Source organism: Lysobacter sp. HA35, assembly GCF_054061195.1.
This window is the reverse complement of record NZ_JBSSDY010000001.1, coordinates 1,006,842-1,030,909: the sequence shown is the minus strand read 5'-3', so window position 1 is coordinate 1,030,909 and position 24,068 is coordinate 1,006,842. Positions and strand designations below refer to the sequence as shown.

At 66.7% G+C, this 24,068-nt stretch carries 24 protein-coding genes and 1 tRNA gene; 17 read left to right on the top strand and 8 right to left on the bottom strand.

Annotated features, from left to right (window positions below):
- Positions 1–8 precede the first annotated feature (8 nt).
- The 6 genes from smc to ACVWZN_RS05060 all read left to right on the top strand — a co-directional run bounded on the left by smc (position 9) and on the right by ACVWZN_RS05060 (position 5,687).
- Entirely contained in the window at positions 9–3,512 is a 3,504-nt protein-coding gene (smc, locus tag ACVWZN_RS05085) for a chromosome segregation protein SMC (RefSeq protein WP_456952876.1), read from the top strand.
- Positions 3,513–3,531: 19 nt separating this feature from the next.
- Complete coding sequence (gene zipA, locus ACVWZN_RS05080) at positions 3,532–4,260, top strand: cell division protein ZipA (RefSeq protein WP_456952875.1); 729 nt, start codon at positions 3,532–3,534, stop codon at positions 4,258–4,260.
- Between the two features lie 59 nt (positions 4,261–4,319).
- Positions 4,320–4,517, top strand: coding sequence for a PspC domain-containing protein (locus tag ACVWZN_RS05075; protein ID WP_456952874.1), 198 nt, complete (start codon positions 4,320–4,322; stop codon positions 4,515–4,517).
- 49 nt (positions 4,518–4,566) lie between these two features.
- Entirely contained in the window at positions 4,567–5,058 is a 492-nt protein-coding gene (locus ACVWZN_RS05070) for a hypothetical protein (RefSeq protein WP_456954716.1), read from the top strand.
- Between the two features lie 90 nt (positions 5,059–5,148).
- Positions 5,149–5,400, top strand: a complete 252-nt coding sequence (locus ACVWZN_RS05065; protein WP_027082220.1) for a hypothetical protein — start codon at positions 5,149–5,151, stop codon at positions 5,398–5,400.
- A gap of 71 nt (positions 5,401–5,471) precedes the next feature.
- On the top strand, positions 5,472–5,687 hold the full coding sequence (locus ACVWZN_RS05060) for a hypothetical protein (protein WP_456952873.1): 216 nt from the start codon (positions 5,472–5,474) through the stop codon (positions 5,685–5,687).
- Between the two features lie 41 nt (positions 5,688–5,728).
- On the opposite strand, the gene ppk2 is transcribed toward ACVWZN_RS05060, so the two are convergent.
- The 8 genes from ppk2 to metX form a co-directional block, all read right to left on the bottom strand.
- Complete coding sequence (ppk2, locus tag ACVWZN_RS05055) at positions 5,729–6,595, bottom strand: polyphosphate kinase 2 (RefSeq protein ID WP_456952872.1); 867 nt, start codon at positions 6,593–6,595, stop codon at positions 5,729–5,731.
- The gene (locus tag ACVWZN_RS05050) at positions 6,592–8,277 is read right to left on the bottom strand and encodes a SulP family inorganic anion transporter (protein WP_456952871.1); all 1,686 of its coding nucleotides are present in this window, start codon (positions 8,275–8,277) and stop codon (positions 6,592–6,594) included. Before ACVWZN_RS05050 ends, ppk2 begins: the two co-directional genes overlap by 4 nt.
- A complete protein-coding gene (locus ACVWZN_RS05045; protein WP_456952870.1) occupies positions 8,274–8,552 on the bottom strand; it encodes a hypothetical protein in 279 nt (92 codons plus the stop codon). Before ACVWZN_RS05045 ends, ACVWZN_RS05050 begins: the two co-directional genes overlap by 4 nt.
- A 306-nt stretch (positions 8,553–8,858) precedes the next feature.
- Positions 8,859–9,572: a hypothetical protein gene (locus tag ACVWZN_RS05040; protein ID WP_456952869.1), complete on the bottom strand. Its 714-nt coding sequence runs from the start codon at positions 9,570–9,572 to the stop codon at positions 8,859–8,861.
- 155 nt (positions 9,573–9,727) lie between these two features.
- A tRNA-Leu gene (locus ACVWZN_RS05035) sits at positions 9,728–9,814 on the bottom strand.
- 24 nt (positions 9,815–9,838) lie between these two features.
- Positions 9,839–10,291, bottom strand: a complete 453-nt coding sequence (locus ACVWZN_RS05030; protein WP_456952868.1) for a DUF2214 family protein — start codon at positions 10,289–10,291, stop codon at positions 9,839–9,841.
- Between the two features lie 2 nt (positions 10,292–10,293).
- Entirely contained in the window at positions 10,294–10,893 is a 600-nt protein-coding gene (locus ACVWZN_RS05025) for a cysteine dioxygenase (RefSeq protein ID WP_456952867.1), read from the bottom strand.
- Positions 10,890–12,059 carry a homoserine O-acetyltransferase MetX gene (metX, locus tag ACVWZN_RS05020; protein WP_456952866.1) on the bottom strand — a complete coding sequence of 390 codons (1,170 nt, stop codon included), beginning with the start codon at positions 12,057–12,059 and terminating at the stop codon, positions 10,890–10,892. The genes ACVWZN_RS05025 and metX overlap by 4 nt, the downstream gene beginning before the upstream one ends.
- A 124-nt stretch (positions 12,060–12,183) precedes the next feature.
- Here metX and ACVWZN_RS05015 point away from each other — a divergent pair, with 124 nt between their 5' ends.
- From ACVWZN_RS05015 to ACVWZN_RS04965, 11 genes are all read left to right on the top strand, one after another.
- The gene (locus ACVWZN_RS05015; protein ID WP_051234835.1) at positions 12,184–12,975 is read left to right on the top strand and encodes a hypothetical protein; all 792 of its coding nucleotides are present in this window, start codon (positions 12,184–12,186) and stop codon (positions 12,973–12,975) included.
- A gap of 438 nt (positions 12,976–13,413) precedes the next feature.
- The gene (locus tag ACVWZN_RS05010; RefSeq protein ID WP_456952865.1) at positions 13,414–14,424 is read left to right on the top strand and encodes a sensor histidine kinase; all 1,011 of its coding nucleotides are present in this window, start codon (positions 13,414–13,416) and stop codon (positions 14,422–14,424) included.
- A gap of 169 nt (positions 14,425–14,593) precedes the next feature.
- Complete coding sequence (locus ACVWZN_RS05005) at positions 14,594–15,262, top strand: response regulator transcription factor (RefSeq protein WP_456952864.1); 669 nt, start codon at positions 14,594–14,596, stop codon at positions 15,260–15,262.
- 119 nt (positions 15,263–15,381) lie between these two features.
- Positions 15,382–15,843 carry a response regulator gene (locus tag ACVWZN_RS05000; RefSeq protein WP_456952863.1) on the top strand — a complete coding sequence of 154 codons (462 nt, stop codon included), beginning with the start codon at positions 15,382–15,384 and terminating at the stop codon, positions 15,841–15,843.
- A gap of 230 nt (positions 15,844–16,073) precedes the next feature.
- Positions 16,074–17,045: a formylglycine-generating enzyme family protein gene (locus ACVWZN_RS04995; protein WP_456952862.1), complete on the top strand. Its 972-nt coding sequence runs from the start codon at positions 16,074–16,076 to the stop codon at positions 17,043–17,045.
- A gap of 4 nt (positions 17,046–17,049) precedes the next feature.
- A complete protein-coding gene (locus tag ACVWZN_RS04990; protein ID WP_456952861.1) occupies positions 17,050–18,327 on the top strand; it encodes a hypothetical protein in 1,278 nt (425 codons plus the stop codon).
- Between the two features lie 115 nt (positions 18,328–18,442).
- Positions 18,443–19,195 carry a hypothetical protein gene (locus ACVWZN_RS04985; protein WP_456952860.1) on the top strand — a complete coding sequence of 251 codons (753 nt, stop codon included), beginning with the start codon at positions 18,443–18,445 and terminating at the stop codon, positions 19,193–19,195.
- Positions 19,196–19,247: 52 nt separating this feature from the next.
- On the top strand, positions 19,248–20,057 hold the full coding sequence (locus ACVWZN_RS04980; RefSeq protein WP_456952859.1) for a DUF2092 domain-containing protein: 810 nt from the start codon (positions 19,248–19,250) through the stop codon (positions 20,055–20,057).
- Entirely contained in the window at positions 20,054–20,569 is a 516-nt protein-coding gene (locus tag ACVWZN_RS04975) for a hypothetical protein (protein ID WP_456952858.1), read from the top strand. The genes ACVWZN_RS04980 and ACVWZN_RS04975 overlap by 4 nt, the downstream gene beginning before the upstream one ends.
- An 18-nt stretch (positions 20,570–20,587) precedes the next feature.
- Positions 20,588–22,858 carry a patatin-like phospholipase family protein gene (locus tag ACVWZN_RS04970; RefSeq protein ID WP_456952857.1) on the top strand — a complete coding sequence of 757 codons (2,271 nt, stop codon included), beginning with the start codon at positions 20,588–20,590 and terminating at the stop codon, positions 22,856–22,858.
- A 56-nt stretch (positions 22,859–22,914) separates the two neighbouring features.
- On the top strand, positions 22,915–24,066 hold the full coding sequence (locus ACVWZN_RS04965) for a response regulator (RefSeq protein WP_456952856.1): 1,152 nt from the start codon (positions 22,915–22,917) through the stop codon (positions 24,064–24,066).
- Positions 24,067–24,068: the final 2 nt, after the last annotated feature.

Here is a 24,068-nt window from a genome sequence, read left to right as displayed (position 1 = left end):
TTCGCCGAATGCGTCTTTCCACGATCAAGCTGTCGGGCTTCAAGTCGTTCGTCGACCCGACCACTCTCCATCTTTCCGGCAACATGACCGGCGTCGTCGGCCCGAACGGCTGCGGCAAGTCGAACATCATCGACGCAGTTCGATGGGTCATGGGTGAGAGTTCGGCCAGCCGCCTGCGCGGCGACTCGCTAACCGACGTCATTTTCGCCGGCTCGTCGGCCCGCAAGCCGGTGTCGCAGGCGATGGTCGAGCTGGTGTTCGACAACAGCGACCACACGATCACCGGCGAGTACGCGGCGTTCAACGAGATCTCGGTCAAGCGCGTGGTCTCGCGCGACGGCCAGAGCCAGTACTACCTCAACGGCACCAAGTGCCGTCGTCGCGACATCACCGATCTGTTCCTCGGCACCGGCCTCGGCGCGCGCAGCTACTCGATCATCGAGCAGGGGATGATCAGCCAGATCATCGAGGCGCGCCCCGAAGATCTGCGCGTCTACCTCGAAGAAGCCGCAGGCATCTCCAAGTACAAGGAGCGCCGCAAGGAAACCGAGACGCGCATCCGCCACACGCGCGAGAACCTCGACCGCCTCAACGACCTTCGCGAAGAAGTCGGCAAGCAGCTGCAACACCTCGCGCGTCAGGCGAAACAGGCCGAGCAGTACCAGGCCATCCAGGCCGAGCGCCGCGTGCGTGATGCCGAATGGAAGGCGCTGGAGTTCCGCGCACTCGACCGCAAGCTGCAGGTCCAGCGCGAGAAGCTTTCGCAGCAGGAAACCCGGCTGCAGCAGCTCATCGCCGAACAGCGCGAAGCCGAGCGCTTGCTCGAGGAAGGCCGCCTGAAGCGCGAGGACGCCGCCGAGCACCTGTCGCGCGCGCAGGCCGAGAGTTACGAAGTCAGCGGCGCGCTCGCCCGCGTCGAACAGCAGATCCAGCACCAGCGCGAGATGTCGTCGCGCCTGCAACGCGCGCGCGACGAAGCGCTTGCGCAGCTGTCCGAAATCGCGAACCACATCGGCAGCGACCAGGCGCGTCTCGACGCGCTGCGCAATGCGCTGGAAAACGACGAGCCGCGCCTCGAAACACTGCGCGAAGAAGAAGTCGGTCGCACCGATGCGTTGCGTGATGCCGAAACCAAGCTCGCCGACTGGCAGCAGCGTTGGGACGGCCACGCACGCGCGCAGTCCGAAGCGTCGCGTGCGGCGGACGTCGAACGCACGCGGATCGAAGGCCTCGACCGCATGGCGCTCGACGCCGACCGTCGTCGCGAGGCGTTGTCGAACGAACGCGCAAGCCTTGATATCGATGCGCTGGCCGAATCCGCGTCGTCGGTCATCGAACAACTGGAAACGCAGAAGCTCGCAGTCGACACGCTGACGGGCGAACTCGACACCCGCAAGCAAGCCGGCTCGGCGCTGCAGGAACGCCAGCGCGAAACGCAGACGCAGCTCGCCGACGTGCGCAAGCAGGCGCAGGCGGCGCGCGGTCGACTGTCTGGCCTCGAAGCGCTGCAGGCTGCAGCGCTCGGCCAGGAACAGGGCCGAGCGATGGACTGGTTGCGCGCGCACGGTCTGCAGGACGCGACCCGTGTCGGTGAAGCGCTGCGCGTGGATAGCGGTTGGGAGACCGCGGTCGAGATCGCGCTGGGTCAGCTGATCGAAGGTGTGCTCGTCGAGCGTCCGGAAAGCCTCGCGGCCGATGTCGGCCAGCTGAGCGAAGGTCGCCTCGCGCTGGTCGGCAGGGATCGCGGCGGCAACGGTGTGCCGTCGACCTCGCTAGCGGCGAAGATCGAAGGCCCGTCCGCGATCCGCACGATGCTGTCGCAGGTGCACGGCGCGGACGATGTTGAAGCGGGCTTGCGCCTGCTGCAGACGCTGCCGGCGGGCGACATTGCCATTACGCGTGGCGGTGAGCGTCTCGGCGCCGGCTGGGTGCAGGTCGTTCGTGCGAACACGGCGACGCAGGGCGCGCTGCTGCGCGAACGCGAGATCCAGTCGCTGCGCGAGGAAATCGAATCGCTGGTGGCGCGTGAGCGCGAGCTGGAAGCGCTGCTCGTCGAACTGCGCGACCAGTTGCTGGTTGCCGAACAGCAACGCGAAGACGCGCAGCGCTCGCTGTACATGGCGCATCGTTCGGTCAGCGAACTCAGCGGGCAGCTGCAGAGCCAGCAAGGTCGGGTCGACGCCGCGCGCACGCGCATCGAGCGCATCGATGCGGAACTCGCGCAGCTCGCCGAAACGCTCGACACCGCACGCGAACAGGGTCGACTCGCGCGCAGTAACCAGGAGGACGCGGTCGTCCGCATGTCCGAGCTCGAAGACGCTCGGATCGAACTGGAGAACGAGCGTCGTCGTCTGACCGAAACCCGTGATTCCGCGCGCAATGCCGCACGCGAAGCGCGCGATGCCGCGCATGCCCTGGCACTGACGGTCGAATCGCAGCGTGCGCAGCTGTCGGGGCTGACGCAGGCCCTGGATCGCATGACCGGCCAGCGCGGCCAGCTCGATTCACGGCTCGGCGAACTCGCCGAGCAGCTCGCCGACGGCGATGCGCCGGTGCGCGATCTCGAAACGCAGCGCCAGGTCGCGCTCGAGCAGCGCGTGCTCGCCGAGCAGAAGCTCACTGCTGCGCGCACCGCGCTCGACGGTATCGACCACGAGTTGCGCGGCCACGAACTCATCCGCCAGCAGCGCGACGAGCAGTCGTTGCAGCAGCGCGAAGCGATCGGTCAGCGTCGACTCGAACTGCAGGCGCTCGCGCTCAAGGCGGAACAGCTGTCGGAAGGCATCGTCGAAGCCGGCTTCTCGATCGACGAAGTCACCGCCACGCTCACCGACGAGATGGAGCCGCAGGTGTGGGAGCGGACGGTCGCCGAACTGGACGGCAAGCTGCGTCGACTCGAACCGGTGAACCTCGCGGCGATCGCGGAACACGCCGAAGCCGCGCAGCGCAAGGACTACCTCGACGCGCAGAACACCGACCTCACGACCGCGCTCGAAACGCTCGAGGAAGCGATCCGCAAGATCGATCGCGAAACGCGCGGGCGCTTCAAGGACACGTTCGACCGCGTCAATTCCGGCATCCAGGAGCTGTATCCGCGCCTGTTCGGTGGCGGCCATGCGTACCTGGAGCTCACCGGCGAAGACCTGCTCGATACCGGCGTCTCGATCATGGCGCGCCCGCCGGGCAAGCGCGTGTCGAACATCTCGCTACTGTCCGGCGGCGAGAAGGCGATGACCGCGGTCGCTCTGGTGTTCGCGATCTTCCGGCTGAATCCCGCGCCGTTCTGCCTGCTGGACGAGGTGGACGCACCGCTCGACGAGGCGAACGTCGGCCGTTTCACGGCGATGGTCAACGAGATGAGCGAGCAGGTACAGTTCCTGTTCGTCACCCACAACAAGGTCACGATGGAAGCGGCGAAGCAGCTCATGGGCGTCACCATGCGCGAGCCGGGCGTAAGCCGACTCGTGTCCGTCGACCTCGCCGAAGCCGCACGCCTCGCCGGCGCGGCCTGACCAACCCACGGAGCACTGCATGTCCGACATGGCGATGCTGCGGATCTGGATCCTCGTTGCGGGCGTCGTGCTCGTTGCCGCCATCGTGTTCTTCGGCCGACCGAAGAAGCCGGGGCAGGGGCGTCGCGTGCCGCGCGATGGAGACGGGCGGCGCGTCGAGCCCACGCTGGGCGAGCAATTGGCCGCGGAACTCGCGGAGGGCGATCGCGAGGTCGAGCCGACGCAGGAATCGCTGGCGCTCGAACCCGCCGCGTCATCGGGCCCGAAGGACGACCTCGGCAAGCGCACCACCGACGAGTTCGACAAGATCGTGACGCTCTACCTCGCCGCACGTGCCGGGCAGTCGCTGAGCGGCTCGGACATCGTGGTCGCGGCCGAGCGTGCCGGCCTGGTCTACGGCCACATGGGCGTGTTCCACCGCCTGGTCGAAGGCCATCCCGAGCGCGGCCCGGTCTTCAGCGTCGCGAACATCATGAAACCCGGCAGCTTCGACATGGCGAACATCCAGGAGCTGCAGACCCCTGCGATCGCGTTCTTCCTGACGCTGCCGGCGCCGGTCGCCGCGCTCGACGCCTGGGACACGATGCTGCCGACCGCGCAGCGCATGGCGGAGCTTCTGGACGGCGTGGTGCTCGACGAGCAGCGCAACGCGATCGCGCGCCAGCGCATCGCGCACATCCGCGACGAACTGCGCGCCTACGACCGCCAGCGCGAAGCACCGCCGCTGACGCGCCCGTCGCGCTGGTGACCGGCGACGGATCGCTCACGGGCGATTCGTAGACTTCGTCGCATCGAACGAGGCGAACGATGGCGACCACAGGACTCTACCGCTCGCGGCACGACCGCATGATCGCCGGCGTCATCGGCGGCGTTGCGCGTCGCTACGGCTGGAATGCGACGCTGCTGCGCGTGATCTACGTGGTGGTGTCGGTCATGTCGGTGGCGTTCCCGGGCATCCTCGTCTACCTGATTGCCTGGTTGGTGATGCCCGAAGAGGGCAGCTGACACGCCGATGGGGCGACCCGCGAAAACCGCGGAGGGCGTGCGCGGCCCGATGCGCGCAACGTCGCATCCCGTTGCGGTCGAGCCCGTCCCCTTGCCGAAAGCCGCGGTCGCAATCGGCATGCTCTGGGCGTTGCCGAACACGTTGATCGGTCTGCTGCTGGGTGCGCTCGGCATGGCGTTCGGCGCGAAGCCCGTGTTGCGACGCCACGACCTCGCATGCGTCTTCCATCGCTGGCCCTGGGGCCCGGGCGGTGCCATAACGATCGGCAACGTCATCCTTCATACCGGCAACGACCTCGACGTCGCGTGCGCGACGTATGCGCATGCGGCAGGGTGGGGCGCGGAGCCTGCGGTCTCGCTTGCTCTGCACGAGCGCGCGCACGTCTACCAGTACCTCGTCCTCGGTCCGCTGTTCCTGCCCATGTATCTCGCCTGCGGCGGCGTCGGCGTGCGCAACCGTTTCGAACGCGCGGCAGACCGTTTCGCGGCGACCGGACGGGGCTGGTGGCCATGGCCCGCGCCGTGGCCGGGGCGTGAATAAAAGCCGACGAGCGGTCGCGCGGTGACGAGGGTCGACGCGTAATTTCAGTCGCAGGGGCTGCTGCGTCGCACGAGGCGACATGGAGGCGGCGTGGAGTTCAAGGCCTATCGTCGACCGGACGGCGCGTACGTGCTCGTCCCGGATTGCCTTGTGGCTTCGCGGGATGCGCAGGGACGTCATGGACCGCTCGCGCTCGTCGCGCGCTTCGATATCGATTGCCCGGTCGACGATCCGGTCTGGCATCGCGTGCTGGCCGACATCGACCGCCAGTCGTACGCGGTGGTGAGGCGCGACACCGGTGAACAGCTGATCCGCCTCGCCACCGGGCACGCCGTGGTCTAGGCGCGCACCCCGCGTTCACCGCCTCGCGCCTAGGGTCGGCCTGCCGCGCGACGCGGCAGGCGAGGCGGCCCATGCGGACTCCGGACGACGCGATCCCGAATACCGATCCATCCCGACCGATCCTCGTCCAGCGACGGGTGATGGCGGACGAGTACAAGCAAGCGCATCACCATGATCGCGAAGCATCGGCGCACGATGACTTCATCGATCGCATCGCCGAGTTCGACCATGCGTCGGTACCGGAGCGCCTGGTGCGCGAACACGGCTTTCGTCCGCACGCATTGTAGGTCGACGCCGCAACGTCGGCCCCACGTCGCAACGAACCTCGTCAGTAACGCTGCTCGATGAAATGCAGCGGATGGCGTGACTCGACGTAATCGCCGCGCTTCTGGCGTTTCGGGAACTGCACCTTCTCCCGCTCGACCTCGTCGTACGGCACGTTCGCAAGCAGGTGGCGAATGATGTTGAGGCGACCGCGTCGCTTGTCGTCGGTATTGGCGACATACCACGGCGCGTGCTCGGTGTCGGTGGCTTCGAACATCGCGTCGCGTGCGCGCGAGTAGTCGAACCAGCGCCCGTATGATTTCAGATCCATCGGCGACAGCTTCCACAGCTTGCGGCCGTCGGTCGCGCGCGATTTCAGTCGCTCGATCTGTTCCTCTTCGGACACCTCGAGCCAGTACTTCAGCAGGTGCACGCCAGACGCCACCATCGTTTTTTCGAGCAGCGGCGCGGTCTCGAGGAACTTGCGCACCTGCGCGTCGGTAGCGAAACCCATGACGCGTTCGACGCCGGCGCGGTTGTACCAGCTGCGATCGAAGATCGCGACTTCACCGCCCGACGGCAGATGCGCCACGTAGCGCTGCATGTACATCTGCGTGCGTTCGCGATCGGTCGGCGTCGGCAATGCGACGACGCGGAACACGCGCGGGCTGACACGATCGGTGATCGCCTTGATCGTGCCGCCCTTGCCGCCGGTGTCGCGGCCTTCGAGCACGATGCAGACCTTCTTCTGCTTCGCGACCACCCACTGCTGCAACTTGACCAACTCTTCCTGCAGCGGCTCCAGCGCGGCTTCGTATTCGCTGCGCTTCATCCGCGGGCGCGCGCCTTCGCTGCCTCCACCGTTCTTGCGCTTGCCGTTGCCCGGCGATGCATCGTCGTGGTCGGTTTTCGCGTGCGTGTCGTCTTTCATGTCGGTTGCTCCTCGGGCTGCGCGGGCAGGGGTGCCGTCGCCAGCTCCTCCTGCAGTCGCTCCACTGCGGTTTCCACGTTGAAGAACATGTGCTCGTGTCCGATGTGCTCGTCCAGCGGCGAACGCCGTACGGCTTCCAGCACCTCGGGGTTGAGTCCCGCAAGCGCAAGCAGGACGCCAGCGCTTCGCGAGCGCTGTTCGGCGTCGATCAGTGCCTTCAGTGCGGAGTATTCGAGGTCGAACACCGCCGACAGATCGAGCACGACGTAGCGCGGCCGAGCCTGCGCGATCAGCGGACGGATGCGTGCGGCAACGCGCTCGGCATTGAGGAAGAACAGCCGACCCTCAGGACGAAGGATGAGCAGGCCCGGCACGGGTTCGTCGTCCGGGTGTTCGTCGCTGCGTGGCCGGAAGGACGTGGTGCCGCGCTTTCGCACCAGCACGCGCACCGGCGGGTCGGCGCTCTGCTGTGCAAGTGCGATCAGCGAGACGATGATCGCGACCACGATGCCTTTCAGCGTGCCGAGCAGCATCACGCCGGCGAACGCGACGATGACCCACACCGCTTCCGTGCGACGGATGCGAAGGATGTCGAGGAAATCCGCCGGGCTCACCAGTCCGATCGAGTACACGATGACGACCGCAGCGAGCGCGGCCTGCGGAAGCAGACCGATCATCGGCGCAAGAACCAGCATCGTGACCACCGCCGTCGCCGCGGTGACCACGCACGCGAGTTGCGTCCGCGCCCCCGAGCGACGATTGACCGCGGTCTGCGACATGCCGCCGCCCGACGGCATCGCGCCGAAGAACGCACCGGCCAAGTTTCCGGCGCCCGTCGCAAGCAGTTCGCGGTTGGCGGTCGGTACCGGCTCGTCGTTCGCCTGGAACGCGCGCCCGACAGCGATGGTTTCAGTGAAGCTCATCAGCGCGATGCCCGCGGCGGCCGGCCACAGTTGCAGCGCCAGCGACAGCGCGGGCATCGTCACGGCAGGCAGTCGCTGCGGGACCGCGCCCACGACTTCGATGCCATAGGCCTGCCATCCGAGCAGGCCGACGCCGGCGATTGCGGCGGCAATCGCGATCAGCGGCGCAGGCCATCGCGGTCGGAACCGTTCGATCACCGCGAGCGCGACGATCACGCCGACACCGACCGCTACCGTCGGCCATGACAGATGCCCAAAGCCGCGTACAACTTCCGCAGCGTTTTGCAGGAACGAACCCTTGTCGAAATGGATGCCGAGAATCTTCGGCAACTGGTCGACCACGATCACCACGCCGATGCCGGCCTTGAAGCCGACGAGCACCGGCGTCGAAATGAAATCGGCGACGAAGCCGAGCCGCGCGACGGAAGCGAGCAGCAGGAATGCGCCGACCAGCACCGTGAGCATCGAGGTCGCGGCAAGCAGGCCGGCGACGTTGGCATCGGGCACGACGTCCGCCAGTTCCGCGCCCGTGAGGATGGCGATGGTGGTTGTCGTGCTGACCGACAACGGCCGCGACGTGCCCAGCCACGCGTACACGATCATCGGCACGAACGCGGTGTACAGGCCGACTTCGATCGGCAGGCCGGCGATGGTCGCGTAGGCGAGTGCTTTCGGAATCACGACCGCCGCGGTGGTGAGGCCCGCGACCACGTCCGCGCGCAGTGTCGGCCTCGACAGCGCGGCGGATGCGATGCTCACGCACGGTTCTCGTTCTCGGTCGCCACGCGGATGATCTCCGCGTACAACGTGCCGATGCGGACACCGAGCTGGTGCAACTCCGGGTGGCGCGCCACGTAGGGCGCGGTTTCCTGCGCGTCGACCAGCGCGCTGTGCAGGAATGCGATGTCGGTGTCGCCGAGCTTCTCGCCTGCGTCAACGCGCTTTTTGAGGTCCGTCAGGCGCGGCAGCCGCTGCTTCACCAGACGGTCGAGGAGCGCCTGGACGGTGCCCAGGTCGCTGTTCTGGTCGGACATTCGTCGGCCCTCGACGCCGCCGCGCACGCGCAGCGGGCATGACGCCGCATCGATCGCGGCACCGGCCTAGCGTCGCAGCCGGCCGCGATCACCGACATTGTCCCGAGGGGCAGGCCTGCCGCCTGTTCGTACAGCGAGGCGGACGCGGCCGTGCAAGCACGCGGCCAGTAAATGCAGAACGGCGAAGTGGGACGCGTAGCGGTTCCACGTCTGCTACCGGACTGGACAGTTGAGCCGAGCGGGGATCGCACGCCGATCCAAGCTCGATCCGCGTGGCGTCGTGCGATGCGGAAACTCAGCGAACCGTTAGCGGGCCGCTTCGCACAGCTTGCGATTGGTGAGGGTCGATTTCGCCACCGTTTCGTAACTATCGGCTTCGAAAGGCGGCAGGCTGTTGCGAGCGTCCTCTACCGTCCTGCACGCCCACGCCATGGTCGTCCGAAGCTCTGCAAGACATTTGCCGGGCTGCTGCAGGTGATACAGCGTGACCGCGATGTCGTTGGTCAGCGCGTCCTTGTCCGGAAACCATTGGAACGGTCCGCACGTGTCGCGAAGCTTGATGGCGACCGGAAGCGCCTCGCCATAGCGCTTAGCCTTGTACAGCCCGTAGAAGCGATCGTGCTCGGCCCGATATGTCTTGTCGGCGCAGGTCGCTGGCCGGCGGCCATACGTGTAATCGAAGCGCCCACGCGCGCCGCACCACTGACGGCATTCGTCTGGCGTCAGAGCCTCTACCGCGTAGCCGCCCGCGACGGGCTTGAATGCGATGCGGCACTCGCCGCTGTCGCCATCTTTGGGCACCACGCCGGTGTCGTTATGCACGCTGCCATCGAGATCACAGGAGTGCCCGTTCACACCCATGGAGCTGATCACGAAGCGAGTCCCATGAGGTGTCTTCGAAATCTCCATGTCGCCGTGACCGCCCAACGCGTGGTACGTGCCGACTGGTGGTTCGGCGGCCAGCACGGCCGATGGCGCAAACGTCAGAAGCAATAGCGCGAGACGGAGGAAAGTCGCCACGGTTCAAATCCTTGAGCTGTGCGCGCGGGACGAGCTGGTTCGCTTGCAAACGAATTTGCATGCGGGCACCAAGGGCCGCCGATGGTCGACACGGCGACGACCGAGTGCGCAAAACAAAAAAGGGCTAGGCCGCTAAGCCTAACCCTCGTTTGTACTGGTGCCGGAAGTGGGACTCGAACCCACACGCTTTTAAGGGCGGCGGATTTTGAGTCCGCTGCGTCTACCGATTCCGCCATTCCGGCGCGGACGCGAAGTATAGCGGCGGATCAGAGTCCGCCGTAGCGCGCCATGCCGGCCGCTGCGATGACGATCACGAAGATCAGCGCGAGTTGCACGCGGACCAGCAGGCGTGCGCGGGACCACGCCGCGTCGTCCGGCCGCCACGCAGCATCGGTCGACGAGGCCTTGCGCCAGCGCGCGAACAGGACGGTCGGGACAATCGAGATCAGCGCTGCGAGCAGGAACGCGCCGAGCTTGGCGTGGAACCACGGGTTATGCGCGTAGAAGTCCGCGCCCTTCATGCCGTGGAAAACGCGCGCGAGGCCGACGAGCAGCAGCAGGCCGGCGGTGGTGCCGTAGCCGCGATCGAGTCGCGAGAGGCGCTGCACCGTGGCGGCGTCAGGCGGATTGCGCAGCAGCGTCATCTGCGCCGCGAGCATCGTGATCAGGCCGACCACCAGCACGTGGTGGGCAGACGCCAGCAGGAAATCACGCCACACGCTCAGCAGGCCTCGTCGGTGCTCAGGGTGCGGTCGACGCGCGCGTACCACTCGTGCTCGCTCTGCGGCGCGAACATCGAGCAGCACTGCATCTCCGCCTTGTAGATGTGCAGCGAGACGGCGACCTGGTCGTCGCTGGCGTTGCGGATCGTGTGGTACTCGTGCGGCGGGATCAGGCTGCCGGCGCTGCCGGGACCGGCCTGGATGCCGCCAGCGGGACGGAAGCGGAACTGCTCGCCGTCGCGGTCGAGCAATTCGTACTGCGTGATCTCGAGTTCGCCGTCCCACACGCCTTCGACGCACCAGAGGCCCGAATGATCGTGCACGGGGGTGCCCTGGCCGGGGCCCCAGGTCATGGCGACCACGCTGTAGCCGTGGATCGGGCTGCGATAGAGCTCGCGGCGCGCGTAGTGATCGGTGATCGGTTCGTAGACGCAATCGGGCAGCCGGACGTCACGGTCGCGGATCAGGTCGCAGAGCGTCTGGCGGACGGCGCGTGTCACGGCCTGCGGGTCGCCGGCGCAGACCGCCGCGTCGAGCGCCGCGATCATCTTGTCGTGGCCGGGAAAAGGGACGTCAGGCAGTGCGGCGGCGGCGTTCATGCGCGGATTCTAGCCCCGCGGTCCTGCACCGGGTCCAACGCATCCAGGAAACCGCGGATGGCGGGGCCGAAGCGTTCGAAATCCACCAGGAACGCGTCGTGGCCCTGCGGGGACTCCAGCGGGACGAAACGCGCATCGACGCCGCCTGCAGCGAGCCCGGCCGCGATTTCTTCCTGCTGTTGTAGCGGGAACAGGATGTCGGTGTGCACGCCGATCACCAGCGCCTTGTCGAGGCGGATCGACGCGAGCGCGGAGCGCGTATCGCTTCGCGTGTCACCGGCAGACTCACCGCAGCAATCGCCGATGTCGAACCAGTCCATCGCGCGGCTGAGATACAGGTAGCAGTTCGGATCGAACCGCCGCACGAAGCGCCGCGCATGCGCCTCCAGATAGCTCTCGACTTCGAATTCGAGGCCGAACGGGTCACCGTCCTGGCGATCGGAATCGAGTCGGACGCGACCGAAGCGGCCGTCCCATTCGAGCGCCGAGCGATAGGTGATGACGCCGAGCTTGCGCGCCATGCGCATCCCGGACTCCGGGTACGTCGAATCGTCGTACTGGCCGTTGTTCCAGTTCGGATCGAGACGGATGGCTTCGCGCTGCAGCGAACGGATCGCGATCGAGAACGGCAGTGCGCGCGCCGCGCCGGAGATGTTGATGTGGTTGCGCGCGAGGCCGGGATACCGCAGCAGGAACGCGAGCGCGACCATGCCGCCCATCGAATTACCGATGAGGCAGGCGAGCTGCTCGATGCCCAGCGCGCGGACGACATGCGCGGCGGCGTCGGCACAGTCCTCGACCGACAGCGGCGGAAACGCGAGGCGGTAGAGCTCGCCAGTATCGGGGTCGATCGATGCCGGGCCGGTCGAACCTTTGCAGCTGCCGAGCGTGTTGACGCAGATGACGAACCAGCGGTCGGTGTCGATCGGCTTGCCCGCGCCGAGCATCGCGCCCCACCAGCCGGGTGCCGGGTCCGCATCGTTCGACGCCGCGTGGGCATCCGGCGAGAGCCCGGTGACGATCAGGATCGCGTTGCTCCGGTCCGCGTCGAGCTGTCCCCAGGTCTCGTAAGCCATGCGCGCGCCATGCAGCGCAACGTCCCGACGGGTGGGGAAGGGCGAGGGCAGCTCGGCGAAGCGCGTTCCGGGCGGGATGAATTCGGTCATTGCGTCAGTCCATTCGGCAGCGCGGATTGTGCCTGTCGATGCGGCCTGAACGCCAAGCGTATGGGTCACGGCCGCTTGAACCGGCGCTACACACCCCCGCGCCCATTGTCGAAATCCCTTCCGCATGGAGCTTTCCCCAATGGCGAACAAGAACAACGACACCACCGATATGAATCGCGATCCGATCTCCGGCGCGCCGGGCTCGCACCCGGTCGGCACCGGCGTCGGCGGCGTGGGCGGTGCGGCGATCGGCGCAGCCATCGGCAGCGCGTTCGGACCGATCGGCACGCTGGTCGGCGGCGCCATCGGCACGATCGCTGGCGCGTCCGTCGGTCACTCGGCTGCGGAACGTGTCGACCCGACGGGTGAAACCGAGGCGTGGCGAAGCGAATCCACGAACCGCCCGTACTACGACAGCAAGCTCGACTACGACCGCGACTACGCGCCGGCGTACCGCTACGGCACCGAAGCGCGCAACACGAACGCCGACCAGGCGTGGGACAGCGCGGAGACGAACCTGCAGTCCGGCTGGGACAACGCGAAGGGCGATTCGCGCCTCGCTTGGGACAAGGCGCGCGACGCCGTGCGTGACGCATGGGACCGCAGCGATCGCACGTACAAGACCTACGACGCGACCGACCGCTACTACGAGCAGCGCTTCAACCAGGCTGACTACTACAAGTCCGGCTACAGCTTCGACGACTACAAGCCGGCCTACCGCTACGGCACGTACGCGCGCAGCCAGTCGAAGAACGCGACCTGGGACGCCTCGACGGAGCAGGAACTCGAGCGTGGCTGGGATTCGGCGAAGGGCACGTCGCGCCTCGCATGGACCGACGCGAAGGGCGCGGTGAAGGACGCCTGGCATGGCGTCGAACGCATCCTTCCGGGCGACGCGGACCACGACGGCCGCTGATTAAAAGCATCGGGTGAGGGACGAAGGCGCCGTCGATGACGGCGCCTTTTTCTTGCGTGCCGTTTCGATTGCGTGGCGGCACAGACATCCGTGTGCTGGTTACCGCCTCGGGTGCATCGGCTATGGGCGTGGCCCGCTGCATGTTCGCGCCCGCGCATCCGAAGCGCGACGCATGCAACAACCGCGTAACGGAACCTGTGCTGCACTCCGAAAGCGGTGGACCACGTACGCGCCCGGGCGAGACCGGGGCGCAGGCCACCGTAGAGTCGTCGTGACGGTCCGGCCCGAAAGCCGGTGTGGGTTCCCGATTCAAACAGGGCGGCCTGCCAAGTCCCTATTCAGGTTCTTGGTACAGGCGTACGCTCGCGGTTCGACCGGTGGTTCGGGGCAGCAGGATGCGGCCCGTGTTGCGCCACCGGCTACAAGGACGCTCCCCCGATGATCGAAGCGGTCACTGCTCTGGTGCTGCTGCTCGCCTGGCTGGTTGCAGGCGGCGTGCTCTACCTGCGTCGACCGATCCGCGTCGATGCGTCGCGCGATGCGTGGCTCGGCATGACCTGCCTCGCGTTCGCCATCTCCGTGCTGCTCATCGCCGGGTGGTCACATTCGAACGACCATGTCGCGATGGTCATCGTGCGCGCGCTCAGCGGACCGTCGCTGGTTGCACTGATCATCAGCGTGTGGCGCACATGGGCTGCGGGGCGCGACTCCGGCCACGAGCGACGCGATGACGTCGGCGGTGCGCCGCGCCTTGCAGTCGTAGGCGAGCTCACCGCATCGATCGCGCACGAGATCAACCAGCCGCTCGGCGCCATCCTCAGCAATACGGACGCCGCGGAAATCCTGCTGGAACGGCCATCGCCGCCGCTCGACGACATCCGCCAGATCCTTCGTGACATCCGCCGCGACGGGCTGCGCGCGGGCGGCGTCATACGCAACGTGCGCACGCTCGCGCGGCAGCGAAAGATCAGCTTCGTCTGCATCGATGCGAATACGCTCGCGGCGGAAACGGTGAAGCTGCTCGATACCGACGTGCGCGGCCGCGGCATTCCGGTCGAGTTCGCCAGGTGGCGCGACCCCGCATTGCTCAGCGGCGATAGCCTCTACCTGCAGCAGATGCTGCTGAATCTGCTGATCAACGGCATGGACGCGGTGGAAGCGCGCTTCGCGTCGGGCGACCTGAGTGCCACGCGACCCGCAGTGCTGCTTGACGTGCGCGAACTCGAGGGCGGGCAGGTGCAGTTCCAGGTGTCGGATGCCGGCGGCGGGATCCCCGAATCGCGCCTCGCGCACCTGTTCGATTCGTTCTACAGCAGCAAGCCGCACGGCATGGGGCTGGGTCTGTCGATCTCCAGATCGATCGCCGAAGCGCATGGCGGGTCGATTCGTGCAGAAAACAACAATCGCGGTGGCGCGACTTTCCGGGTGACGTTCCCGCCTTACGCGTGATGTGACATTTATGTTTCAACGCGACGCGCAAGCGCATTGGGCGTGAAACGACCGTTTATCAGAAGGTGTTTCTTCACCGCTTCTCTATCTGGCAATTAGGCCTACATTCAGGCACGCAAGTCGGCTTCAAAGGAATGGACTTCCGGTTTCGCGCAGCAGGAGACACGACATGGCAATCGCTCCCGTAATCCATATCGTCGATGACGATGATTCGATGCGTGATGCGCTGGGACGCCTGCTCGGCGCCCTCGATTTCGACGTGAGGCAGTACGCATCGGCCGGCGACTTCCTGCTGTCCTGGCCGCCCATGGACGCGCCCGGTTGTCTGTTACTGGACATCCGTATGCCCGGCCCAAGCGGACTCGACCTGCAACGATCGTTGTCGCGCCGCGAGGATGCACCGCCCATCATTTTCCTCAGCGCATTCGGCGACATCCCGACCAGCGTGCAGGCGATCCGGCAGGGCGCGGTGGATTTCCTCACCAAACCCGTCGAGAAGGAAACGCTGATCAATGCGATCACCAGTGCACTCGAATGCGACGTGCAGCGGCGGCAGCATCGCCAGCATCTGCAGCAGGGCCGGGATCGCCTCGCGTCGCTGACGCCGCGCGAGCACGCGGTGTTCGACCAGGTCATCGCCGGCAGGCTCAACAAGCAGATCGCCGACTCGCTGCGCATGTGCGAGCGAACGGTCAAGGCGCACCGTGCACGCGTGATGGAAAAGATGGGCGTGCGCACCGTTGCCGAGCTCGTGCAGCTCGCCGTGCATCTTGAAGCGGAAGAACATCCGCAGGATGCGCCGCGGCGACTGCACGCGGAAGTCGCGCTCGCGAGCTGAGCTGCGACGACGAAACAGCTATGCGCTGAATGCACCGGGCCCGTGCCCGGTGCGTCGCGTCATGCGTTTTCCGCCGATGCCCACAAGGGCAGGCCGCGTTCCCCAACGACCACTTACGCATGTCGCGCCGCGGCGTGGACCATCGATGCACTTTCGACCTGGTGCCTTCGGGCGACACCGCGGCCGCTATCGTGCACATGCAGCAGGAAATCGTGCTCGTGGAAGACGATGGCGCCGTGCGACAGGCGCTCGCGCGCGTCCTGTCCGGTTCCGGGTTCGCGGTCCGCGCGTTCGAATCCGCCGAGACATTGCTTGCCGAGCTGCGCGACGCCACGTGGTGGCCGGCCATCCGCTGCTGCATCTGCGACGTTCGCCTGCCGGGTGCGTCGGCCTTCGAGCTCTACCGTGACCTCGCGCTGCGCGGGCCGATGTCGCCGTGGATCATCATCACCTCGCACGATGCACCGTCGGTTCGCGAACACGCGGAGCGCATCCACGCCGCGTACCTGATGAAGCCGTTCGAAGGGCGCACGTTGCTGGCGATGGTGGCGCGCGTCGCGGCGCCGACGCAGCTGCCCTGAAGGGCAAGAACGCGTACACCGAGGTCCAATTCTCGGTGTTTTGACGCACGCGCAGACTCGATCACGAGTGGATCCATGATCCGAGGAGCCGTCATGCATGCCGTGGCGCGACGCATACCGTCGCCGTCGTCGAGCGCCCGCGCCGGGTGCGACGCCATGCGTCATGACACGACGTGCCATCGCACTTGCAGCGACTCGGCCCATGCGAGCCAGATGCGGGGACGACGTCGATGACCATCACCTCCCGACAGGAAACCAACAGCTGGCTGCCACCAGCCGCGACGCCCGGAATGGCGTGGGTGCCCGGTGGCGTATTCCGCATGGGCGCAGAACATCCCTGCCGCGGCGAGATGCCCGCGCGCTACGTCGGCATCGCGGGCTTCTGGATGGACGCCACGCCGGTCACCAACGCGCAGTTCGCGCGCTTCGTCGAAAGCACGCATTACGTGACGCAGTGCGAGCGCGGCCTCGATGCGACGTTGCATCCACGGTCCGGCGAAGGCCAGCTGTATCCGGCGTCGGCCGTATGCATCCTCGACGAGACGCTGCACGACGCGGCGCGTTCGCCTTGGCGACTTATCGCCGGGGCGTGCTGGAGGCATCCGCGCGGGCCGGGTAGTTCAATCGAAGGGCTGGATGACCATCCCGTCGTGCACGTCACGCTGGAAGACGCCGAGGCCTACGCGGAATGGGCCGGCAAGGCGCTGCCGAGCGAAGCGGAATGGGAACGCGCGGCGCGCGGTGGCAGCGACGACGCAGAAGACGCGTGGTCCAGCGAACACCTGCATGACGTGCGCAGCGCCGCGGGGGCGTGGGTCGACCATCGCCGCTGGGCCGGCCTTCCCGACGAACACCATATCGACACCGCACCGGTGGGCGAGGGCGGCGCGAATGCGTTCGGCCTGTACGACATGCTCGGCAACGTCTGGGAATGGACGTGTGACCGGGATGCACTGCGTTCAAGAGTCGATCCACGCGCGGCGTGTACCGTGCCACGCCGCGCGTTGGATCGGCTCGTCGATGCGCAATTCAGCGGTGCGTCGATCGATGGATTGCCGCGTAACGTAACCAAGGGCGGCTCGCGCCCGGGGCCTGCGGAACATTCGCCGCACGACCAGTTCGCGTCGCGCTTCTCGCTTCCGGTCGACACATCGATGTCGCACTTGGGCTTCCGCTGCGTGGTGCGGATCGGTGTGGCGTGACGCGATGGCCGCCGCGAACGCGACCTGGGCGGGCGACGTCTACAGCGTCGACGCCGCGCAACGGAATCCTCGCATGGTGACCGCAGCGCCGCCGCACGTGGGCGCTGCGGCGCCGTCGCACTACCACGCCGATTTCTCGCTGGTGGTCGGCGGACCGCTGTACCAGCTCATGCTCAAGGCACGGATGGCCGACGCGCAGCTGCACGGCGTAGTGCGGCGCATGGTCGTGATCTCGCTGGTGGCGTGGTTGCCTCTGCTGCTGCTGTGCCTCGCTGAAGGAACCGCGTTCGGTGGCGTGCGCCTGCCGTTCCTGCATGACGTCGAAGCGTACGCACGCTTTGTGGTCGCGTTGCCGCTGCTGATCTTCGCGGAAATTCCAGTGCATCAGCGCATCGGCGTCGCGGTGGACCAGTTCCGCGAACGCTCGATCGTGGCAGCCGCCGCCGTACCGCGTTTCGAAGCCGCGATCACCAGTGCGCGCCGGCTGCGCAATTCGATCTTGGTCGAAGTTGCGTTGCTGCTCGGCGTGTTCGTGCTCTCGCCGACGCTCTCGTCGCGTGCGCTAGCGCTGCCGATCGACACTTGGTACGCGAGCATCACGCCCGGTGGCACGGTGCTCAGCGGCGCGGGCTGGTGGATGGCGCACGTCAGCATTCCGATCTTCCAGTTCATCGTGCTGCGCTGGTGGTTCCGCATCGGCATCTGGTGGATCTTCCTGTGGCGCACGTCGCGCCTGCCACTGAATCTCAAGGCGCTGCATCCGGACCGCGCGGGCGGGCTCGGCTTCCTCGGCGGAAGCGTTCTCGCGTTCGCGCCATTGCTGTTCGCTCAGGGCGTCGTGTCATCCGGCGTACTGGCGAGCCGCGTGCTCAGCGGCGGGCACAAGTTCATGGAATACCGCGCGCAGATCGGCGTGGTGGTCGCGGTGCTCGTCGCGATGGTCGTATTTCCGCTGGTGTTCTTCGCGAAGGCATTGCTCGACGAACGACGTCGCGGGCTGCGTCGCTACGGCGAACTCTCCATGCGCTACGTCACCGAATTCGAGCGCAAGTGGCTCGACGATGCGCGACCTGACGAAGCATTGATCGGCAGCGGCGACATCCAGTCGCTCGCTGATCTCGCCAACGCGAACTCGGTCGTCACCGAAATGCGTCCACTGCCGATCGACCTTCGCGCCATCGCGCGGCTGGTGATCATCACGCTCGTGCCCTTCAGCCCGCTGGTGCTGACGGTGATTCCGTTCGCCGACCTTGTCGAGCGCGTCTTCAGGCTGCTGCTGTGACCGCGCACGCCCTCATCCGTTCGTGCAGTTCCGCCGCGACCGCGGCTTCGCATCGTGCCGCCAAGCGTCGCGAGGCATTCGTTCCGCCGATCCACGGGCTTTCGGGAGACCCACGATGACACGCCATTCCTCCATTCTCGCCATCGCGGCAATGTCGCTGGCCACCGCACCGCTGATCGCATCTGCCGCAGACGGCGACCCGTGGACGTTCACCGTCACGCCCTACGTCTGGGGGGCTTCGTTCAACGCGGAGATCAACGACAACGGCCCGCCGCCGTCGGGCTCCGTCATTACCGACAACCACTTCAGCGACGTGCTCGACAAGTTCGACGGCGCCTTCATGATCCACGCCGAAGGGCAGGGCGATCACTTCGGCGCGCTCACCGACTTCCTCTTCCTCGGCCTTTCCCAGGACCGCGACGGCACGCGCCTGCGCAGCGAAACCGACTTGGACGCGCGCCTGTTCGACCTGGCGGCGGTATGGAGCCCGGGCGACGACCGCTTCAACGGCTGGGACATCATCGCCGGCCTGCGCTATGTCGATGCCGACTTCACCACGTCGATCATTCCGACCAATCCCGCATTGCAGACGCGCTCGCTGAAGGTCAGCAAGAGCTTCAGCGACTTCCTCTACGGCGCGCGCTACACGTGGCATACGAGCGACCGCTGGAGCTTCAGCGTGCGCGGTGACGGATCGAGCGGCTCGACCAACGGCACGTGGAGCGCGAGCGCGATGGGTCAGTACCGCATGAACGTCGGCCAGTGGGTGTTCGGCTACCGCTATCTCGACGCGGATTTCGGCGACGGCGACATCGATACGCGGATCACCCTCAACGGCCCGATCGTCGGCTACGGATTCACGTTCTAGCGGCGCCATGAAGCGGCGTCGCTGCCCCGGTTGCGTTCCCAAGGAGATCGACATGAAAGCACTTCGCATGACGTCGCTAGCGGCCGCTGTCTCCGCGCTTGCGATGCTTCCGCAACTCGGCGCAGCTGCACCGCAGGACGACGCTGCGGCAAGCACCGCGGTCGCGCCGGCACCCGGCGCGATTTCGGCCGACGCACGCGCCGCGCTCGAGCGGATGAAGGCGTACCTCGCGCGTCAGCAATCGTTCCAGGTGGACGCCGACATCTCGCGTGACGAGGTGCTGCCGTACGGCTACAAGCTGCAGCACAACGAGCGCACGCGGCTGATCGTGCAGCGCCCGAACCGCTTCCGTATCGACGTCGACGGCGACCTGCGCCATCGCGAGTACTACTACGACGGCGCCACGCTCACGACCGTTGCGCCCGACGCCGACGCGTACGCGAAATTCGCCGCGCCGGATTCGGTGAATGGCGTGGTCACCAAGCTGCTCGACATGGGCGCGGAGATGCCGCTCGTCGACGTGCTGCGGCAGGGCTTCGGCGGCACCTTGCTCGACGGTGTGCGCGTCGGCCTCGTCGCCGGCCAGAGCCCGGTCGAAGGCGTAATGACGGACCAGGTGCTGTTCCGTCAGGCGAACGTCGACTGGCAGATCTGGATCACCAAGGAAGGCCAGCCGCGAAAGATGGTGATCACCACGCGTTACGAAGTCGGTGACCCGCAGTACCAGGCGGTGATGCATTGGGATACGACGCCGTCGGTGAGCGCAAACACGTTCAAGTTCACGCCGTCGAAGGGCATGCACGAGATTCCGTTCAACACGACGCCGGCGGTCGCGACGACCACGGCAGGAGGCACGCCATGAACACCTCGAACCGCTGGGCACGCCGCGCGCGCTGGAGCCTGCTCGCACTCGTACTCGTTCCCCTGTTCGCCGATGCCCAACGCGGCGGCGGCATGGCGCGCAGTTCGGTCAGCGCGTCGAACAGGTCGAGCCAGATGGCGATGGACAAGGGCCGCCAGAACGCGGCGCGCACGCAGCCGTCGTCGGGCCGCAACAGCACCGCGACGCGCCCGAACGGGAACGGAGACCGCTCGACGACGCGCCAGACGAACATCAACAACAACACCAACGTCAACATCGACATGGACGGCAACGACAGCAACTGGGGCAACGGGCAGATCGATCGCCCCTTGGCTGCGACTGCAGTTGTGGCAGCGACGACGGCAGCCGTCGTCGGCTCGTTCTATCCGTCGGTTCCTGCAGGCTGTCCGATCGTCAACACGTATTCGGTACCGTACTACCACTGCAATGGCGTGTACTACGAGCAGCGCATGCAGGGCGACGACGTCGTCTACGTCGTCGTGAACCCGTAGCCGCAGGCGCGACATGCCGTGCGCGCGCGTCTCGCCCGTGGTCGGCGGCGCGGCGCATGGCGGATCGCGTTGCTGTGGCTTGCGTTGTCGATGTGCGCATCGACGGCGACGGCCGCTGTGCAGGCGCCGCCGGAGCGCGGCAAGGCCTGTGGCGAACGTCAGCCCGGCGACACGCGTCCGCGCATCGGCTTGGTGCTCGGTGGCGGCGGCGCGCGTGGCATCGCGCACGTGAGCGTGCTGAAGCAGCTCGAAGCGCTGCACGTGCATGTCGACTGCATCGCCGGGACCAGCATGGGTGCGCTGGTCGGCGGGTTGTACGCGTCGGGCCGATCCGCCTCGGCCATCGAGCAACTGGTGCGTTCCACCGACTGGCAGCAGATGTTCGACGACTCGGTACCGCGCCCCGAGCGTTCCTATCGACGCAAGCTCGACGATCGCGACAGCCTCGCAACACTCGGCGTCGGCCTGAGCAGCAAGGGTCTTCGTGCATCGCCGGGCCTGATCCAGGGCGAGCGCATCCTCGCGTTCCTTGAGCGCCAAACGCTGCAGGCCAGCACGATCGATCGCTTCGACGACCTGCCGATCCCGTTCCGCGCGGTCGCCACCGACATCAACAGCGGCCGCGCCGTGGTGCTCGACCACGGCAGTCTTGCGATGGCGATGCGCGCGAGCATGTCGCTGCCTGCGGTTTTTCATCCGGTCGAGATCGACGGCCACCTGCTGCTCGATGGCGGCCTGGCCGATCAGGTGCCGATCGACGTCGCGCGAGACATGGGCGCCGACATCGTCATTGCCGTCGACGTCGGTACGCCGCTTGGCACGCTCGGCCCGGACGCCGGCGCACTGCAGGTGCTGTCGCAGATCGGCGGAATGATGACCACCGCCAACACGCACGCACAGCTTGCAACGCTCGGCCCGCGAGACGTTTTGATCACGCCGCAGCTCGGCGATCGCATCTCGACCAGCGATTTCGACAAGGCGTTGGAGGCACTCGACATCGGCGCCAATGCCGCGGAGGCCGCAGCCCCGGCGCTCGCGCGCCTGTCGTCACCGCTCGACACCGAACGCGGAGCACGTACCGCAGCGTTGGAGCGCAACGGCCCGCCCGTCATCGAGTTCGTGCGCATCGACAACAGCACTGCGTACTCCGATGCGTTGCTGCTCGATCGCCTGCACGTCGAGGTCGGCAAACCGCTGGACATCGACCGGCTCGAATCGCACGCGCTCGACGTCTACGGGTTCGGCACGTTCTCGCGCGTCAGCTACGAGGTGGTCAACGAGGGCGGCCGCACCGGCGTCGTGCTGCACGCCAGCCCGAAGACGCAGGGCCCGAACTACCTGCAGCTCGGCCTGACACACAGCTCGGATTTCGACGGCGACTACGACACCACGATCCGCGCCGCCATCCTGTTCGCACCGCTGAACGCGCGCGGCGGGGAAGGGCGCGTCACCGCTGCGATCGGCAGCGAGCCGGCGCTAATCGGCGAGTACTACCAGCCGCTGGACCTTGCCGGCCGCAATGTGTTTTCGGGGCGCCTCGCGTACGAGAACCCCAACCTCAATGTCTTCGACGACGGCGGCAATGCGATTGCCCGGTACGACATCCAGGCCCTGCGCCTGAAGCTGCAACTGGCACATGAGTTCGGTCGCGTCGGTGCCGCGGCGTTCGGTATCGAAGTAGAAAAGGGGCGCGCGAGCGTCGAGGTCGGCGATCCGTCGCTGCAGTCCTTCGACTTCCAGGAAGGCCTGGCCTATGCGTTCGCGAACGTCGATCGCCTCGACAGCCTGTACTTTCCGCGCGACGGCTACTACGCGAATGCACGGTACGCCGTGTCGCGAACCGCGCTCGGCGCGGACACCGACTACGCTCAGGCCGAACTCGATGCCGTCGCCGCGCACAGCTTCGGCAAGCATGCCCTGCAGGTTGGCACGCGCGTCGCGAGCACCGTCGAAGGCGAATTGCCGGTGCAGGCGCGATACCGCCTCGGCGGACTGACGCGGCTTGCCGGCTTCCGCATCAACGAATTGACGGGCCAGCAGTACGCGGTCGTCTTCGTCGGCTACACGTACCAGCTCGCGAAGTTCTTCGGGCGCTCCGCGCTCGCGGGCTCGACCATCGAATACGGCAACGCCTGGGAACACCGCAGCGACATCGCATTCGCCGACGGCGTGCTCAACGGCAGCCTCTACCTCGGGTTCGATTCCTGGCTCGGCCCGATGACGTTCGGCTACGGCTGGCGCGAAGCTGGCAACGGCGCACTGTTCTTCGAAATCGGCCGGGCTTTCTGACGTGGCGTCCGGAAGCCACATGGCTGCGTTCCTACGATCTATCGCAGAGGTGCTCCATGGATGACATCGACCATCGCGCCACCGTGCTCGTCGTCGACGACACGCCGGACAACCTCGCGCTCATCAGTGCGTTGCTGCGTGGCGAGCATCGCGTCAAGGTCGCCAACAGCGGCGAACGCGCACTGCAGATCGCTCGTGACGCGCCGCCGGATCTGATCCTGCTCGACATCATGATGCCGGTGATGGACGGCTACGAGGTCATGCGTCGCCTGACGACGGACGCGGTGACACGCGACATCCCGGTGATCTTCCTCACCGCCATGAGCGGCACGGACGACGAACGCGTCGGGCTGGAACTCGGCGCGGTCGACTACATCACCAAGCCGATCAGCCCGTCGATCACGCTGGCGCGCGTGCGCAATCATCTGCAGCTCAAGCAGGCGCGCGACTTCCTGCGCGACCGTAACGACTATCTCGAGCAGGAGGTCGCACGACGCACGCGCGAGGTCACGCGCATCCAGGACGTGACGATCCGCGCGATGGCGTCCCTCGCCGAGACGCGCGATAACGAGACGGGCAACCACATCCTGCGCACCCAGCACTACGTGCGACGTATCGCGGAGCAACTCGCCACGCATCCGCGCTTCGCCGACTTCTGCACGCCCACCAATATCGACGCGCTGTTCAAGTCCGCACCGCTGCACGACATCGGCAAGGTCGGCATTCCCGACCGCATCCTGCTCAAACCCGGCCGGCTGACCGAAGACGAGTTTGAGGTCATGAAGACGCATACGACACTCGGCAAGGAAGCGATCGAGCGTGCGCTGGAAGACGCCGGTGAGGACCTCGGCTTCCTGTCGATGGCGCGCGACATCGCCTACGGCCATCAGGAGAAGTGGGACGGCTCGGGCTACCCGCGAGGCATCGCCGGTGACGCGATTCCGACGAGCGCGCGGCTCATGGCCGTCGCCGACGTCTACGACGCGCTGATCAGTCGCCGCGTCTATAAGGAGCCGATGCTGCACGAGGACGCGATGCAGATCATCGTCAAGGGTCGTGGCCAGCACTTCGACCCGGACGTGGTCGATGCGTTCGTGGTGCTGGGCGACGAGTGCCGACGCATAGCCGAGCACTTCGTCGACGGCGAGCACGAACGCGAGGTCGAGTTGCAGCGGCTGCGCGATGCGACCGGCGTCGCCAACCTCTGACG